This window comes from Pseudomonas sp. UBA6310 (genome assembly GCF_002438225.1).
Lineage (GTDB): Bacteria > Pseudomonadota > Gammaproteobacteria > Pseudomonadales > Pseudomonadaceae > Pseudomonas_O > Pseudomonas_O kuykendallii.
Map to the genome: position 1 here is coordinate 1 of NZ_DJTK01000013.1, position 14,640 is coordinate 14,640.

Sequence of the window (14,640 nt, forward strand, 5' to 3'; positions counted from 1 at the left end):
CAGGCGGCATCAGCAAGCAGCTTTCATAAAAACAAGGATAAGAAAATGGCTTGGGTTGGTTTCGGCATGGTGTTGGTGTTCATGGCGCTGATTCTCAGCAAACGATTGTCGGCAATCGTTGCGCTGATCCTGGTGCCGGTGGTTTTCGGGCTCGCACTCGGCCTCGGTCCGCAACTGGGCGAGATGGTGATGGGGGGCATGGTCAAGGTGGCGCCCACCGCGATGATGTTGATGTTCGCCATCCTGTTCTTCGCGGTGATGTTCGACGCCGGCCTGTTCGAGCCGGCAATCAGGCGGATCATGCGCATGGTGGGTAACGATCCGTTGCGCATCACACTGGGAACGGCCGCGCTGTCGGCGTTGATTTCCCTGGACGGCGACGGCTCCACCACGGTGCTGGTGGTGGTCAGCGCCTTTCTGCCGGTGTACCTGCGCATGGGCATGAACCCGCTGATCCTGGCGGTGATGCTGCTGCTGACCAACACCGTGATCAACGTGGTGCCCTGGGGCGGGCCCACCGCCCGGGCCGCCAGCGCGCTGCACCTGGATGCGATGGATGTGTTCACCGGCCTGCTGCCTACCGTCGTGATCGGCCTGGCCTATGCCTTCGTCGCCGCCTGGTGGCTGGGCCTGCGCGAGCGCAAGCGTCTGGGTTGGACGCCGGGGGGCGCCGGAGTGGCCAGTGCGCATCTGGTGCGCGAGCCGAAACCCAGCCATCGCCCGCGGCTGTTCTGGATAAACCTGGCATTGACCCTCGGGCTGGTGGCATCCATGGGGCTGGGGCTCGGACCGCTGCCGGTGCTGATGATGGTCGCCCTGGCGCTGGCGCTGGTGATCAACTACCCACGGCTGCAGGACCAGAAGGAGCGCATCGCCGCCCATTCGGAGAGCGTGTTGAACGTGATCGCCCTGATCTTCGCGGCCGGAGCCTTCACCGGCATCCTCAGCGGGTCGGGAATGGTCGACGGCATGTCCCAGGCGTTCCTTGGCGTGCTGCCCGAGGGCGCCGGACCGTACATGAGCGTGATCACCGCACTGGCGGGGATTCCCTTCACCTTCTTCATGTCCAACGACGCCTTCTTCTTCGGCATCCTGCCGATCCTCGGTGGCGCCGGCGCGCAATACGGGGTCGACCCGCTGCACATCGCCCGCGCCTCCGTGCTGGGCCAGCCCGTGCACGCCTTGAGCCCACTGTTGGCGGCGTCCTACCTGCTCAGCGGGCTGCTGCAACGGGAGGTCGGTGACCTGCAGCGCTACTGCCTCGGCTGGGCGCTGGGCAGTTCGGCGGTACTGATTCTTTCCGCCCTGGCGACCGGCGCCATCAGCTAGCGCCCCCGTTCCACGACTCACAGCGCCCCCTGGCGAATGCCGGGGGGACAGGCAGCGGCTTGCCGCAAAAAAGCCAGCCTCGCCGGCCCTGCAAGCGCGGGCGAGGCGGCACCCTTCGACAGAGGAACGACCATGAAAAAATCCATCAAGGTGCTCGCCCCGACCGGGGGCATGGGCTCCGGGCTACGCCAGGACATCTTCCAGCAGGCGCTGCTGGAGAAGCCGGACGTGATCGCCATGGACGCCGGCTCCACCGACTCCGGCCCCTATTACCTGGGCACCGGCAAGAGCAAGAGCTCGGCCATCGTGCTCAAGGCCGAATTGCAAACCTACATGCGTGCCCGCGCCGAACTCGGCGTGCCGCTGATCATCGGCAGCTGTGGCACCTGTGGTTCCGATGCCGGCGTGGACCTGGTGCGCGGTCTGTGCCTGGAGATCGCGGCCGAGCTGCAGCAGACCGTGAAGATCGCCGCTATCTATAGCGAACAGAACACCGCCACAGTGACCCAGGCCCTGGCGGACGGACGGATACTGCCGTTGAACCCGGTGCGGCCGATCGACCAGGCGCACATCGAGCGCTGCTCGCGGATCGTCGCGGTAATGGGAGTCGAGCCGTTCATCCATGCGCTCGAGCAGGGCGCTGACATCGTCCTCGCCGGGCGCGCCACCGACACCGCGGTGCTGGCCTGCTTCCCCATCCTGCATGGCGCACCGGCGGGCCCCGCCTGGCACGCCGGCAAGACCCTGGAGTGCGGTCCGCAGTGCACCACCACGCCAACCGAGGCGATGGTGATTGCCGAGATCGATGACGGCGGATTCACCCTGATCGCGGTGGGCGACCAGGCGCGAGCCACGCCACATTCGGTCATGGCGCACATGCTCTACGAGAACAGCAACCCCAATGTACTGGTGGAGCCGGGTGGCGTGTTGAACGTCGAGGCGGCGCGCTACCACGCGATCGACGAGAAGAGGGTGCGGGTCGAAGGTTCGCTGTGGACCACCAGCGAGCACTACACGGTGAAGCTCGAAGGCGCCGCGGTGGCGGGGTACCAATCGGTACTCCTGAGCCTGGTGCGTGGCCCGGAATACATCGCCCGCTTCGACGAATGGCTGGCCTCGCTGGACCAGGTCATGCGCAAGCGCATCGAGAAGAACCTCGACATCGGCCCGGCGGATTACGACCTGCAGTTCCGCGCCATCGGCAAGAACTCGGCGCTCGGCGATCTGGAGAGCCAGGTCGGCCAGCCGGTGGAGATCGGTGTTCTGGCCATCGTGACCACCCCGCAGGCCTCGCGGACGCAGGACATCATCGCCTTGCTCAACCCGTATCTGCTGCATTTCCCGCTGCCCGACGACAAGGAGCTGCCGTCCCACGCGTTTCCGCTGTCGCCCCCGTCCATGGATCGCGGCCCCGCCTACGAATTCATGCTCAACCACGTGATGGTGATCGAGGATCCGTTGGCGCCGTTCCGTTTCGACATCACCACTACAGGAGCTTGAGCATGAGCCATTCCCAGGGTTACGAGATCCGTTCGAAAAACGCCGGGCCTTACTGGCTCACCTTCGACATCTTCTGCGCGAATACCGAGGTTTTCCGCCAGCTGAGCCAGGAGCCGCGCCTGGCCGAGCCCGCGATGGCGGAGATGCTGCACGGCGACCCGCAGCAGGTGAGGGTGTTCCGCCTGGAGGCGCTGAACGTGATCAAGATCAGCCTGCCGCGCCCGGTAGTGCAGGGTTCGCTGCAGGACCGGGACATGCACGGCGCGCAGTGGGCCAACGTCCTTACCGAGGCGCTCGCCAGCCGGCGCGCGTGATGTCTTGAACAGCCAGTCCCTCTCTTTCTGGAAACCTTCTATGAACCTGGCAGAACAACTCAGCCACTACGCCTTGACACTTCGCTACGACGACCTGCCCGCCGCGGTGGTGCACAAGGTCAAACAACGCATGGTCGACAGCCTTGGTTGCGCCCTGGGCAGCTTCGACGAAACGGTGGTCGCCGACTTGCGCCGCTTCGCCGGCAGCGTGCCCCTCGACTCGTCGAGCGTGCTCGGCACGGCGCAGAAAACCAGCGTCGATATGGCCGCATTCGTGAATGGCGCCATGGTGCGCTATTACGATTTCAATGACGGCTACATCGCCAAGGAACTGGGCCATCCCAGCGACAACATTCCCACCTGCCTGGCGGTTGCCGAAGCCGAGGGCGCCTCGGGCCGGGAGCTGATCGTCGCCATCGTGCTGGCCTATGAAGTGCAATGCCGCCTGCAGGACGCCGCCAACCTCTATCGCCTCGGCTGGGACCACGTGAACTACGTGCTGGTCTCAGCCACGGTGGCCGCCGGGCGGCTGATGAAACTGAGCCAGGAGCAACTGGCGCACGCCATCAACATCGCGGTGAACGGGCATATCGCCCTGCGCCAGGTACGCGCGGGCGAACTGTCGGCATGGAAAGGTTGCTCGGCCGCCAATGCCGCCCGCAACGGCGTATTTTCCGCGCTGCTGGCGCGCCACGGCGTGACCGGGCCATCGCCGATCTTCGAGGGCGAGATGGGCTTCATGAAGCAGATCACCGGCGCCTTCCAGCTCGATGTCCAGCAGTTCGGCAACGCCGAGAATGGCGACTTCCGCATCCTTAATACGTTGACCAAGCTGCTGCCGATGCAGGGTGAAATGCAGACCGCGGTATGGGCCGCGCTGGAACTGCGCAGCCAGCTCGGTGACCTCGGAGTCATACGCGCCGTGCGCATCGACACCACCGAGGTGGGCTACCGGATCCTCGGCAAGGACCCGGAAAAATGGCGGCCCGCCAGCCGTGAAACGGCGGACCATAGCTTGCCCTACGCCGTGGCGAGGGCCTTGCTCGACGGGCAGATAACCGCTTCGTCCTTCGCCCCGAAAAAGCTTGGCGAACCCAGCGTGCTGGCGTTCATGGACAAGATCAGTGTGTACCCCAACGAGGAGCTGACCGCGCTGTTTCCGGCGCAGATTCCCAACCGGGTGACCATCGAGCTGACCTCGGGTGAGACCCTCACCAAACAGGTCAACGCCGCGCGGGGCTCGCTCGCTACGCCGATGGACGATGAAGACTTCGAAAACAAGTTTCGGACGCTTCTCTGTCCTCTCCTGGGCGCCGAGCGGATCGACAAGCTGCTCGAATGCATCTGGAGTATGGAGGAACAGCAGGGACTCGAAGCGCTTTTCGAGCTGGCCATCATTGAGGCGCATTGAGCGCCGGCTGACTGTGACAAGGGAGCAGGAGCCACCCCTGCCGGTGCCTTGCCCCTGTCCAATTGCCCTGGGCGGATCGCCTCGATTCGCTTCCGCGGTGCGAGCGGCGCGTAGGCGTGCCGCCTCGCCGTAGGCTTACCGCTGTGATAATCAGCTGCTTACGGCCTCTTCATCGCGCTTCACCCTTGCCAACTGTGACGCAGGGGGCAGTCTCAACATCACGCGGGGAGCCGTGGCAGTGGCCAGCGGCTGCTTCCACGCGCTCCAGCATCTCGCGGGGATCCGCTAGCCACGCCATGAGCGCTATCGGTGAATGGCGGATTCGCCTATCGGCTCGTACTTGATGTACACGGACGCCAGGCAGCGTCTGGTTGGAAATACTCATATAAACCGAGCGCCACTGTTTACGTCGCGTGTTAACGCATGACGATAATATCCGTGCGCGATACTGGCTAATTAGATGGCGGGTGCTTTCCGGGATCAGAGTTAATGTTCTGACCAGTCCCGAGAGATTGGGCGAGGAGTGTCAATCCAGGAAGAATATCCAGGTTTCCATGAATAGATTTCGAGATGCGTAGAGGATATTTACCAACTACCCAGGCGGATAAACAACCACATCCGGACCGCAAGCTGTTATTCGGCCGATGTTCCATGACTGCATAGAGCGAACCCTGCTGGAGCGACGGAAGTTCTCTCGATCTATCGTCTCGAGTCGACGGGCATGTAATACGAAATCGGGGTCCGTAGCAGTGGACGCTTCCAGTTTCGCGATATCTTTTCCAAAGTCACAAAGGCGATGCTCAGTAGTCGCTTAAAGCTCTCGGATGACCACTCCAGAAATCACTTGGATTTCCGATATCAATTTCAATGAACGATAAATCCAACCCATGTTCTGGGTGGCTTACTCGCTCGCGCATAACCTGCGCGGGTAACTCAGGTCTGTGGCGTAGGATTTGTCGCAATATGGTTTTCGTTCACGCGTGCACGAAATTGGCTATGGCCGGTCAATAGCGCGGTAAACATTGCCCTGATCTTTCCTGCAAGCGGTAGAGTAAGTTCGTTGATCCGAACGTCATCGCCATTCATCTCGTCCATCGATTGCATCGAGTCCGCAAAGCTCATGGATGTATCTCCCAATTGTCCATCGAGTGGTTTATCAAATTACAACGGCTGGCCTAAGTTCTGCTGTTGGACCGTTGCGTTGCCGAGAACCGGGTTGCGCTCGGGTTTGAACAGCGAAACGAACTTGAGCACGATGGTTTTGAACGAGGGCAGGCGAATCTCGTTGATCACGATTTCGTCGTCGTTCATGGCGTCCAGCGAGTTCATCGAATCTGCAAAGCTCATGGTAATCGTCCTTCCGTAGTTGGGATTGTCGAGGGTGATCAGGACTGCTGAACGTGGCCCAGGTGCTGGCTGGCCGGCTCTACGAGTCGCGGTGCCGGTTTGAGGGAGGCAATCATCCTTGCAAGAAGAACCTTGATCGACGGCAGGCGAATCTCGTTGATCACAACGTCGTCGTCGTTCATGGCGTCCAGCGAATTCATCGAATCTGCAAAGCTCATGGCGGTCATCCTTTTCGTGGTTAAGGGCAAGTTCAGTCTTGATCTAGAGCTGCTGGAGGCCGTGTTGCTGACGCTGGCTGGCAGACAGGTCGACGGTTTGTTCCGGTTTGAAGAGCGAAACGATTCTGGCAAAAAGAACTTTCACGGACGGCAGTCGAATGGAGTTGATTACAACTTCGTCGTCATTCATGGCGTCCAGGGAGTTCATCGAATCTGCAAAGCTCATGTTGGTCATCCTTGCTGGTTTCAAAGAAAGTCAGGAGTGCTGGCTGATGTTCGGTTGTTGGATGTACTGGGCGCGCGAGGCATCGACCGTATTGCCCGGCTTGAACAACGAGATAACTTTCAGGGCAAGGCTCTTGATCGACGGCAGGCGAATTTCATTGATCACTACTTCGTCGTCGTTCATGGCGTCCAGGGAATTCATCGAGTCTGCAAAGCTCATGGCGTTCGTCCTTTGATTTTCTGTGAGGTTATGGAACTTGATCAGGAGTTCTTGCTCTGATTCGATTCACGCCCGATGTCGGGCTTGCCAATTTTTTGCGTTTGGTTTATTTCGCGCGAAGTAGAGGTCGATACGAGTGCGACGACGCTGCGAAGAATTTTTTTGAAGGAAGTCAGCTGAACATGGTTGATTTTGGCAACGGCCGAGTTCATGGTATCAAGATCGCAAATCGAGGCGGCGAAACTCATGATGGATATCCTTTCAAAAATGGTTTATAAAAATACATACCGTCCCGGACCGATCTAGATCCCGCGACCGAGGTGCTGCTTATGACTTTGAAGTTCAAGGCGAAGACCGCTGCTCAACTTCGCGGCTGGCATGAGCGAGGCAACTTTTGCGATGATTCTGGAAAAGAACGGAATACGAATTTTATTGATTTCGACGCCGTCGGAGTTCATGGAGTCGAGGTCGATCATCGAGTCAGCGAAGCTCATGTCAGTCATCCTTAAGTTGGCTTACTTTTAGCCTGCTCAGCCAGGCGGTGTCATTCGGTTGGCGTATTGGTGCCAGGTAGTCGGTTATCTGACTGTGGCGTTCCGCCATCCCGAAAGTATCATCAAATTTGAGCATTTGCTCGAAGAAGATTCGGCCGCCTGTCGTTCCGCTTAAACGCCCGTGGCGCGGTGCCTGCAAACGCTTCGACTGTTTCGTCGCAGAATAGCTCCACGTACTTTTTCTGCGTCTCTCGAAATAGAAAAATCTCGGGAATTTCAAGACTTCGCCGTTTCGCTTAAATCGAAGCGGTATCGGCGAAGATCACTCCCATATCCCGGTTTTTTTAATAATCAGGTTGCGTTTCTGAGTTATGAAATTTTTTCTGCTCAGTCGACAATCGGTATGGCCTGTGGCCACTGCTCGCGCTTTTTTTGCTTTCTTCCAGGCTTTTTAACCGCTTAAAAAGCAGGGTTTTTCGCTGGAAAAAAGTCGTCGCTCGATCTTCTTTTTTATCGACTGAACGTTAGTACGTGGCCGTTTTTCCGTCGCCAAGCTGCCCTTTTGGCCGTCTTTTTTCAGGCCATCTCGAGCGAAATCCACGTCGGCGCGTGGTCGCTGGTATGGGGCAGATCCCGAACCCAGCGGTCCACGCCAGCGTCTCTCAGACAGGGTGAGAGCGTACGGCTGAGCAGCAAATGATCGATGCGCAGGCCCGAGTTCTTTTGCCAGTGCTGGCGGAAGTAATCCCAGAAGGTGTAGATCCGCTCGTCGGGAAAATGCGCGCGCAGGGCGTCGGTCCATCCCTGTTCCAGCAGGCGCTCATAGCAGGCGCGGCTTTCCGGCTGCAAGAGCGCGTCCTTCAGCCAGGAACGCGTGTTGTAGATGTCCATGTCTGTGGGGACGACGTTGTAGTCGCCCGCCAGTACGACGGGATGATCGCTCTCCAGCAGGTCGGCAGCGTGGTCGATGAAGTGTTCGAACCAGGCCAGTTTGTAGTCGAATTTCGGGCCTGGCTGCGGGTTTCCGTTCGGCAGATACAGGCTGGCGACGATCACCCCATGGGCCGCGGCCTCAAGATAGCGGCTCTGGCCGTCGCTTTCGTTTCCCGGCAAACCACGGCGGATTTCCAGCGGATCCATTCCCTTGGCGAGAATCGCCACGCCATTCCATGAGCTCTGCCCCTGCCAGATCGCACCATAGCCAGCGGCCCTTATGTCATCGATGGGGAAGCCTTTGTCCGGCGCTTTCAACTCCTGCAGGCAGGCGATATCCGGTGCTTCCCGCTCCAGCCATTCCAGCAGGATGGGCAACCGCGAGCGGATGCCATTGATGTTGAACGTGGCGATCTTCAAGTTGGACATGAGGGTTCCTTTCTACCTGTGGAGACGATCCGCACCTGATCGGTAGAAGGGGCGCGATGCGGGAAGTTCTCCGTTTGGGGAACGACAAGGCGCATCGAGGGCTCGACATGATCATCTTTCCCAAGCAGCGAGGCGCGCATGAAACGGATCATCACGATGATGATGCTGGCTACCCTGGCGGGTTGCGGCGACGACACCGCACCCGCAACCAGTACGGCGGCGCCCGAGCGGGCGGCGGTCGTGCCGTCCACGCAGGTGCCGGCTACCGACAGTTGGATTGGTCGGTGGCTGGGCCCCGAGGGACTCTTCCTCGATATTCGTGCGAATGCCGAGGGCGGGGAAGGGCACTACGTGCTGACCATCAAAAGCGATCTGGACGGCCAGGCCGAATTCGTCGGGCAGGCCGATGGCGAGACGATCCGCTTCGTGCGTGGTGGGGCGCAGCAGACCATTCGGCCTGGAAAGGGCGTGGAAACCGGATTCAAGTGGCTCGCCGACAAGTCGAACTGCCTGATCATCCGCAGCGGCCAGGAGGGTTACTGCCGCTAGCCGGGCACCGGGTCGAGCCGACTCTCGGTCGCGGTACAGTCCGCGATCGAGGCGCACGCGACGCTCCACCAGGCGGGTAGCAACGCGCGTACCTGGCGCAGGGCGAAGCGGTCGTCGATCAGATACACCTCGCCGCGATCATCCTGGCCGCGGATGACCCGCCCCGCCGCCTGCACCACTTTCTGCAGGCCGGGGTAGAGGTAGGTGTAGTCGTAACCGGCGCCGAACAGCTGCTGCATGCGCAGCTTGATCTGTTCGTTGACCGGGTTCAGCTGTGGCAGGCCGAGCGTGGCGATGAACGCGCCGATCAGGCGCTCGCCCGGCAGATCGATGCCCTCGCCGAACGCGCCCCCGAGCACGGCGAAACCAATGCCCCGACCATGCGTCGTGAAGCGGTCGAGAAACTCGGCCCGGGCCGGCTCATCCATGCGCCTCGATTGTTGCCACAGCGGAATGTGCGGAAATCGTTCGGCCAGGAGCTGCGCCACCTGCTGCAGGTAATCGAAGCTGCTGAAGAAGGCCAGGTAGTTGCCTGAGCGGTTGGCGAACTGCTGTCCGATCAGCTCGACGATCGGGCGCAGGGACGACTGTCGATGCTGATAGCGGGTCGACAGGTCGTCCACCACCGTCACCCGGAGTTGCCGCGGGTCGAACGGCGACTCCACATCGATCCAGCGGCAGGTATCGGGCAAGCCCAGCAGTTCTCGATAGTAGTGCTGCGGGCTGAGTGTCGCGGAGAACAGCACGGTCGAGCGGCTGGCCTCGAAGCGCGGCTGCAGGAAGGGCGCCGGTACCAGGTTGCGCAGGTTCAGCAGCGAAGCGCTGCGGCCCCGGCCGATGTCGCGTTTGTGCACGTCGAAGAACGAATGGGGGCCGAACAGCTCGGCGATGCGCAGGAACTGCAGGCTGTCGAAGTAGAAGGCCTGCAGGGCCGGGTCGATGGACGACGGGGCTTCGCTGAAATGGTCCATCAGGGCCGAGCCCGCCTGCTGCAAGGCCTGCAGCAATTTCGTCGGGAGTGCGTCATGGCGCTGGTACGGCGCGATTTGCTCGGAATGCAGGGCGTTCCATTGGCGATGGACACGGTCCAGCGGTCGCTTCAGAGGCGCGGGTGCCTCGCGGCGTATCGAGGCCAGCTGCGACTGGTCGAGCGCGGCGCTGTACATCTGTCGAGCGCGCTCCACCAGGTTGTGCGCTTCGTCCACCAGCACGGCGATACGCCATTCGTTGGATTGGGTCAGCCCGTGCAGCAGGCCGCCCAGGTCGAAGTAGTAGTTGTAATCGCCGATCACCAGATCGACCCAGCGCGTCAGTTCCTGGCTCAGGTAATAGGGGCAGATGCGATGCTCCAGTGCCACGCACCGCAGCGCCTGCTGGTCCAGCCAGGCCACGTTCAACGCCGCTTCGCGCGCTGCCGGCAGGCGATCGTAGAAGCCCTGGGCGAGTGGGCAGGACGCACCGTTGCAGGCTTTGTCCGGGTGCTCGCAGGCTTTGTCGCGGGCCACCAGTTCGAGCACGCGCAGGGGCGGATGCTGCGTCTCGCCGCGCAGGGTTTGCAGGCTGTGCAAGGCCAACTGGCGGCCCGGAGACTTCGCCGCGAGGAAGAACACCTTGTCCAGCCGCTGGCCAGGCATCGCCTTGAGCTGCGGAAACAGCGTGCCGAGGGTTTTACCGATGCCCGTCGGGGCTTGAGCGAGCAGGTGGGTGCCAGTGCAGGCGGCTTTGTAGACGGCTTCCGCCAGCGGGCGCTGTCCGCGTCGAAAGGCTTCGTGGGGAAAGCGCAGCGCACCGAGCGCCAGGTCACGCCGTTTGCGATGCGCGAGTTCCTGTTCCGCCCAGGCGATGAAACGCTGGCACTGCAATTCGAAGAACGCGCGCAGTGCGGACGCTGCGTGCCGCTCGCCGATCAGGGTTTCACGCTGGCTGGTGATATCGAAGTACACCAGGGTCAGTTCGATTTCCTGCAAGTCCAGCTGCTGGCACAACAACCAGCCGTAGACCTTCAACTGCGCCCAATGCAGGACGCGATGATTGGCCGGCTGCAGGGCCAGGTCGCCGCGATAGGTTTTCACTTCCTCCAGACGATTCGCCTGGGGGTCGTAGCCGTCGGCGCGACCGCGTACCCGAAGGTGCCGGTACTCCCCGTTCAAGGTCAGTTCGGTCTGGTAGCCCGCGCCGCGCCTCGCCGCCACCGCCACATGTCCCGCCATGCCTTCGCTCGCGGTTGGCGAGGGCGTGAAGCGCAGGTCGAGATCTCCGGATTTTGCGGTGAACTCGCACAGCGCCCGCACGGCTACGACGTAGCGTTGCTCAGCATCGGGCGACGGGGAGGCGGGAATGACTGCGGTGGGCACGGGAGCGGATTCGATTGGCACTGGTTATCCGTACAGATACCAGCGGCGCCGGCATTCGGCAAACGGAATGCGATCGATGGAAGGTCCGCCGGGCTGGCGGACCTTTCCGGTCAGGGCTGCCAGAGCGTCGCGCGTTTATCCAGCTTGCGATCGAGGAAGGTCGCGGCGCTTATCAAGGCCAGATGAGTCAGCGCCTGGGGCATGTTGCCGAGATGGTGGGCGCGCCCGTCGAACTCTTCGGCATAGAGACCCAACTGATTGGCGTAACTCAGCAGCTTCTCGAACTCCAGGTGCGCCTCCGCCACGCGGCCCGCGCGGGCCAGGCATTCGACGTACCAGAAGGAGCAGGCGGCGAACGCGCCTTCTTCGCCCTCCAGGGTGTCCGACGGCGTTTCGCTGGGCAGATAGCGCTTCACCATCCCGTCCCTGACCAGCGATGCGCCGATGGCATCCAGCGTTGCCAGCCAGCGGGGATCGGTAGCGCTGACGAAGCGTACCAGCGGCATCATCAGCATCGCGCCATCCAGCGCGGTGCTGCCCAGTCGCTGAACGAAATGGCCGCGCTCCTCGTTCCAGAAGTTGCTCCAGATGTCTTCATGGATCGCCCGGCGGGTTTCATCCCATTGGCGAAACGGCGCGGGAAGCGAGCGTTTGCTGGCAAGGCGAATGGCGCGATCCACCGCAACCCAGCACATCACCCGGGAGTGCAGGAAATGCTGAGCCTCGCCGCGCATTTCCCATATCCCCACGTCGGGCTGTTGCCAGTGTTCGCAGACATGATCGACGAGGCGAGTGATGTGTTGCCACTCATCGTGCGGTACGGCCTCGCCGTATTTGTTCGCCAGGTAAATGGCATCGAGAAGTTCGCCGTAGATATCCAGCTGAACCTGACCGTAGGCGTCGTTGCCGATCAGAACCGGGGTGGCGCCGCCGTGGCCGGCGAAGTGGGGCAGGGATTCCTCGGTGAGCTCCCGTTCCCCGTCCGCCCGATAGACGATGCGCAACTCGCCGCGCTTGCATTCGCTGACGCGTTTGCCGACCCAGCGCATGAAGTCGTTGGCCTCGTCCACGTAGCCCAGGCGCATGAACGCGTACACCGTGAAGGACGCGTCGCGGACCCAGGTATAGCGGTAATCCCAGTTGCGGGAGCCGCCCGGCGCTTCAGGGAGCCCGAAGGTGGCGGCGGCGAGTATCGCGCCATGTTTGCGCGACGTGAGCAGCTTGAGCGCGAGAGCGGAGCGCTCGACGGCTTCGCGCCAGCGGCCGCGGTAGTTGGATCGGTGAACCCAGTCGCGCCAGAAGGAGAGGGTCTCCTGCTGGCAGTGCTGGGCGTCGTCCGCATTCATGCGCTGGTCGCTGGCGTCGCTCAGCAGCAACTGGACGCTCTCACCTTCGGCGAGGACGAACTCGGCCAACGCGGCGCCGTCCTCTATCGTCAGCGAGCAGGTGGCGGCGAGGCGAAGCGTCGGTTGTCCTTCGGCGTGGAAGCACACGTCTGCGCCGTCGGCCTCCGCGCGGGTGTCAGCGCGCCCATAGTCGTGTCGCACAGCACAACGCATCGTGAATCTGATCTCGCCGCGCACCGCGTTGACCTGCCGGATCAGCCGCGGTGACCCCTGATGGTTGCCTACGGGCATGAAGTCGGTCACCTCGGCGATGGCCGTTTCACCTAGCCAGCGGGTCTGCAGAATGTTGCTGTCGGGCAGGTAGATCTGCTGATGACGCGGGGAGGGAATGTCCGGAGCAATCTCGAAGGCGCCGGCCTTCGGACTGTCCAGCAGAGAGGCGAAGATGGTGGGGCTGTCGAAGTTCGGCCAGCAGAGGAAGTCGACACAGCCATCGTCGGCGATCAGCGCGGCGGTCTGCATGTCTCCAATGATGCCGTGAGCTTCGATGGGGCGTTGCATGAGGGCTTCATCCATTATCACGAAATTCCGGGTAGAGGCTCATGCCTCCATCGATGAACAGGCTGGCCCCGACCACATAGTCGGAGGCGTCGGAGGCGAGCCAGACGATCGCGTTGGCCACGTCCTCGACGGCTCCGATCCGGCCGTAGGGAATCAGCTCGAGGAGCTTGTCCGCCGCATCGCCCTGTGTGGCCTCTTCGTTTATCGCTGTGCTGATGGCGCCAGGCGCCACGCTATTGATACGTATGCGCTGATGGGAGACCTCTTGCGCAAGGCTTCGCATGAGCAGGTCGACACCCCCTTTGGACGCGGCGTAATTGACATGGCCCGCCCATGGGATGCGCTCGTGTACCGAGCTCATATGGATGATCTTGCCGGCCGCGCGGGATATGGAGGCATCGATGCCCTGCGCCACGAATTGGCGGATGGCCGCCCGGGCGCAGAGGAACTGACCGGTGAGGTTGACCTGGATGACGGCGTTCCAGTCGTCGAGCGTCATGTCCAGAATTGCGGCGTCGCGCTGCATGCCGGAGTTCGCCACCAGGATGTCCAGCCTGCCGAACTCGTTCAGGGTCTGCCTGAAGATCTGCTCGACGTCCGGCTCGTTGGAGACATCGGCTTTCACGGCTATCGCCCTGCCCCCGGCCGCCTGGATCTCCGCGACCAGCTGCTGGGCGGGTTCGGCATGTGAGTTGTAGTTGACTACGACTGCAGCGCCGGCGTCGGCCAGCGCTTTGGCGGCTGCTTTGCCGATTCCGGAGCTGGCTCCGGTAACCAGGGCGACCTGGCCTTCCAAACTGATTTCCATCATCTGCTCCCGGGTTGGTCACCCTAGAGCTGACTGCCCCCAACATGCAGAGTTTCGTCCGCAGGGGCCTGGCTACGGGCTTTCCTGGTAACCGGATGCGTTTCTGCAGGCATAAAAAAAGCCCCGCAAGCGGGGCTTTTTTCAGTAGAGCTGCAGACTTAGTCTACGCGCACTTCTTCGGCTTGCATGCCTTTCTGGCCCTTAGCGGGAACGAAGGAGACCTGCTGGCCTTCTTTCAGGCTTTTGAATCCATCACTCTGAATGGCTTTGAAGTGTACGAACAGATCGGCAGAGCCATCAGTCGGGGTGATGAAGCCGAAGCCTTTTTCATCGTTGAACCACTTAACGGTACCAGTTTGGCGATTAGCCATTGTGCAACTCCAGAAAAAATTAAGGCCTATGGTGCAGTCTCGCCCACGGCTCTCATGCAGAGTATCCCAACCGGGGGCGTATCGGTAGCTTTTATTCTGTCCGCGACACATATAGTTGTGGAAGCGGCTCCGAGAGCTGCAGGCAGTCCCTAGCCGACTTCCCCATGTAGATGTAGGCAAATCTGTCAGCTGAAACTCTTTCAAAAAAGCGGTTGACGTGAGTTTTTGGCT

17 protein-coding genes are annotated in these 14,640 nt (G+C 61.4%); 5 read left to right on the forward strand and 12 right to left on the reverse strand.

Annotated features, from left to right (window positions below):
* The first annotated feature begins 45 nt into the window (after positions 1-45).
* The 4 genes from B3E91_RS02470 to B3E91_RS02485 all read left to right on the forward strand — a co-directional run bounded on the left by B3E91_RS02470 (position 46) and on the right by B3E91_RS02485 (position 4,554).
* On the forward strand, positions 46-1,329 hold the full coding sequence (locus B3E91_RS02470) for a CitMHS family transporter (RefSeq protein ID WP_286786510.1): 1,284 nt from the start codon (positions 46-48) through the stop codon (positions 1,327-1,329).
* A gap of 132 nt (positions 1,330-1,461) precedes the next feature.
* Positions 1,462-2,829, forward strand: coding sequence for an acyclic terpene utilization AtuA family protein (locus B3E91_RS02475; protein WP_286786511.1), 1,368 nt, complete (start codon positions 1,462-1,464; stop codon positions 2,827-2,829).
* A 2-nt stretch (positions 2,830-2,831) separates the two neighbouring features.
* A complete protein-coding gene (locus B3E91_RS02480) occupies positions 2,832-3,143 on the forward strand; it encodes a DUF4387 family protein (RefSeq protein ID WP_273234391.1) in 312 nt (103 codons plus the stop codon).
* Between the two features lie 40 nt (positions 3,144-3,183).
* Positions 3,184-4,554: an MmgE/PrpD family protein gene (locus B3E91_RS02485; protein WP_287028220.1), complete on the forward strand. Its 1,371-nt coding sequence runs from the start codon at positions 3,184-3,186 to the stop codon at positions 4,552-4,554.
* 933 nt (positions 4,555-5,487) lie between these two features.
* Here B3E91_RS02485 and B3E91_RS02490 read toward each other — a convergent pair.
* The 8 genes from B3E91_RS02490 to B3E91_RS02525 form a co-directional block, all read right to left on the reverse strand.
* Positions 5,488-5,676 carry a hypothetical protein gene (locus B3E91_RS02490; RefSeq protein ID WP_273234394.1) on the reverse strand — a complete coding sequence of 63 codons (189 nt, stop codon included), beginning with the start codon at positions 5,674-5,676 and terminating at the stop codon, positions 5,488-5,490.
* Between the two features lie 39 nt (positions 5,677-5,715).
* Positions 5,716-5,901, reverse strand: a complete 186-nt coding sequence (locus B3E91_RS02495) for a hypothetical protein (protein ID WP_273234395.1) — start codon at positions 5,899-5,901, stop codon at positions 5,716-5,718.
* Positions 5,902-5,939: 38 nt separating this feature from the next.
* Complete coding sequence (locus B3E91_RS02500; RefSeq protein ID WP_139210745.1) at positions 5,940-6,119, reverse strand: hypothetical protein; 180 nt, start codon at positions 6,117-6,119, stop codon at positions 5,940-5,942.
* A gap of 43 nt (positions 6,120-6,162) precedes the next feature.
* Positions 6,163-6,345, reverse strand: a complete 183-nt coding sequence (locus B3E91_RS02505; RefSeq protein ID WP_273234397.1) for a hypothetical protein — start codon at positions 6,343-6,345, stop codon at positions 6,163-6,165.
* 30 nt (positions 6,346-6,375) lie between these two features.
* Positions 6,376-6,564 (reverse strand): hypothetical protein, encoded by a 189-nt coding sequence (locus B3E91_RS02510; RefSeq protein ID WP_273234399.1) that lies wholly within the window; start codon positions 6,562-6,564, stop codon positions 6,376-6,378.
* A 41-nt stretch (positions 6,565-6,605) separates the two neighbouring features.
* Positions 6,606-6,812, reverse strand: coding sequence for a hypothetical protein (locus tag B3E91_RS02515; protein ID WP_273234401.1), 207 nt, complete (start codon positions 6,810-6,812; stop codon positions 6,606-6,608).
* A 54-nt stretch (positions 6,813-6,866) separates the two neighbouring features.
* On the reverse strand, positions 6,867-7,058 hold the full coding sequence (locus tag B3E91_RS02520) for a hypothetical protein (protein ID WP_273234402.1): 192 nt from the start codon (positions 7,056-7,058) through the stop codon (positions 6,867-6,869).
* Between the two features lie 576 nt (positions 7,059-7,634).
* Positions 7,635-8,420, reverse strand: coding sequence for an exodeoxyribonuclease III (locus B3E91_RS02525; protein ID WP_287028222.1), 786 nt, complete (start codon positions 8,418-8,420; stop codon positions 7,635-7,637).
* 138 nt (positions 8,421-8,558) lie between these two features.
* On the opposite strand from B3E91_RS02525, the gene B3E91_RS02530 reads away from it, so the two are divergent.
* Entirely contained in the window at positions 8,559-8,969 is a 411-nt protein-coding gene (locus tag B3E91_RS02530) for a hypothetical protein (RefSeq protein WP_273234407.1), read from the forward strand.
* Here B3E91_RS02530 and B3E91_RS02535 read toward each other — a convergent pair.
* From B3E91_RS02535 to B3E91_RS02550, 4 genes are all read right to left on the reverse strand, one after another.
* On the reverse strand, positions 8,966-11,323 hold the full coding sequence (locus B3E91_RS02535) for an ATP-dependent DNA helicase (protein ID WP_287028224.1): 2,358 nt from the start codon (positions 11,321-11,323) through the stop codon (positions 8,966-8,968). The two genes, B3E91_RS02530 and B3E91_RS02535, sit on opposite strands and share 4 nt — an antisense overlap.
* Positions 11,324-11,433: 110 nt before the next feature.
* Positions 11,434-13,245 (reverse strand): glycoside hydrolase family 15 protein, encoded by a 1,812-nt coding sequence (locus B3E91_RS02540; RefSeq protein ID WP_287028226.1) that lies wholly within the window; start codon positions 13,243-13,245, stop codon positions 11,434-11,436.
* On the reverse strand, positions 13,238-14,038 hold the full coding sequence (locus B3E91_RS02545; RefSeq protein ID WP_287028228.1) for a glucose 1-dehydrogenase: 801 nt from the start codon (positions 14,036-14,038) through the stop codon (positions 13,238-13,240). The genes B3E91_RS02540 and B3E91_RS02545 overlap by 8 nt, the downstream gene beginning before the upstream one ends.
* Before the next feature lie 158 nt (positions 14,039-14,196).
* Positions 14,197-14,409 (reverse strand): cold-shock protein, encoded by a 213-nt coding sequence (locus B3E91_RS02550; protein ID WP_090231094.1) that lies wholly within the window; start codon positions 14,407-14,409, stop codon positions 14,197-14,199.
* Between the last annotated feature and the right edge of the window lie 231 nt (positions 14,410-14,640).

Bases quoted from the DNA above. Each gene is read 5' to 3' on its own strand.
- B3E91_RS02550 (WP_090231094.1), bottom strand. From the start codon at position 14,409: ATGGCTAATCGCCAAACTGGTACCGTTAAGTGGTTCAACGATGAAAAA.
- B3E91_RS02530 (WP_273234407.1), top strand. From the start codon at position 8,559: ATGAAACGGATCATCACGATGATGATGCTGGCTACCCTGGCGGGTTGC.
- B3E91_RS02525 (WP_287028222.1), bottom strand. From the start codon at position 8,420: ATGTCCAACTTGAAGATCGCCACGTTCAACATCAATGGCATCCGCTCG.
- B3E91_RS02545 (WP_287028228.1), bottom strand. From the start codon at position 14,038: ATGGAAATCAGTTTGGAAGGCCAGGTCGCCCTGGTTACCGGAGCCAGC.
- B3E91_RS02480 (WP_273234391.1), top strand. From the start codon at position 2,832: ATGAGCCATTCCCAGGGTTACGAGATCCGTTCGAAAAACGCCGGGCCT.
- B3E91_RS02485 (WP_287028220.1), top strand. From the start codon at position 3,184: ATGAACCTGGCAGAACAACTCAGCCACTACGCCTTGACACTTCGCTAC.
- B3E91_RS02490 (WP_273234394.1), bottom strand. From the start codon at position 5,676: ATGAGCTTTGCGGACTCGATGCAATCGATGGACGAGATGAATGGCGAT.
- B3E91_RS02500 (WP_139210745.1), bottom strand. From the start codon at position 6,119: ATGAGCTTTGCAGATTCGATGAATTCGCTGGACGCCATGAACGACGAC.
- B3E91_RS02505 (WP_273234397.1), bottom strand. From the start codon at position 6,345: ATGAGCTTTGCAGATTCGATGAACTCCCTGGACGCCATGAATGACGAC.
- B3E91_RS02475 (WP_286786511.1), top strand. From the start codon at position 1,462: ATGAAAAAATCCATCAAGGTGCTCGCCCCGACCGGGGGCATGGGCTCC.
- B3E91_RS02495 (WP_273234395.1), bottom strand. From the start codon at position 5,901: ATGAGCTTTGCAGATTCGATGAACTCGCTGGACGCCATGAACGACGAC.
- B3E91_RS02470 (WP_286786510.1), top strand. From the start codon at position 46: ATGGCTTGGGTTGGTTTCGGCATGGTGTTGGTGTTCATGGCGCTGATT.
- B3E91_RS02540 (WP_287028226.1), bottom strand. From the start codon at position 13,245: ATGGATGAAGCCCTCATGCAACGCCCCATCGAAGCTCACGGCATCATT.
- B3E91_RS02515 (WP_273234401.1), bottom strand. From the start codon at position 6,812: ATGAGTTTCGCCGCCTCGATTTGCGATCTTGATACCATGAACTCGGCC.
- B3E91_RS02510 (WP_273234399.1), bottom strand. From the start codon at position 6,564: ATGAGCTTTGCAGACTCGATGAATTCCCTGGACGCCATGAACGACGAC.
- B3E91_RS02520 (WP_273234402.1), bottom strand. From the start codon at position 7,058: ATGAGCTTCGCTGACTCGATGATCGACCTCGACTCCATGAACTCCGAC.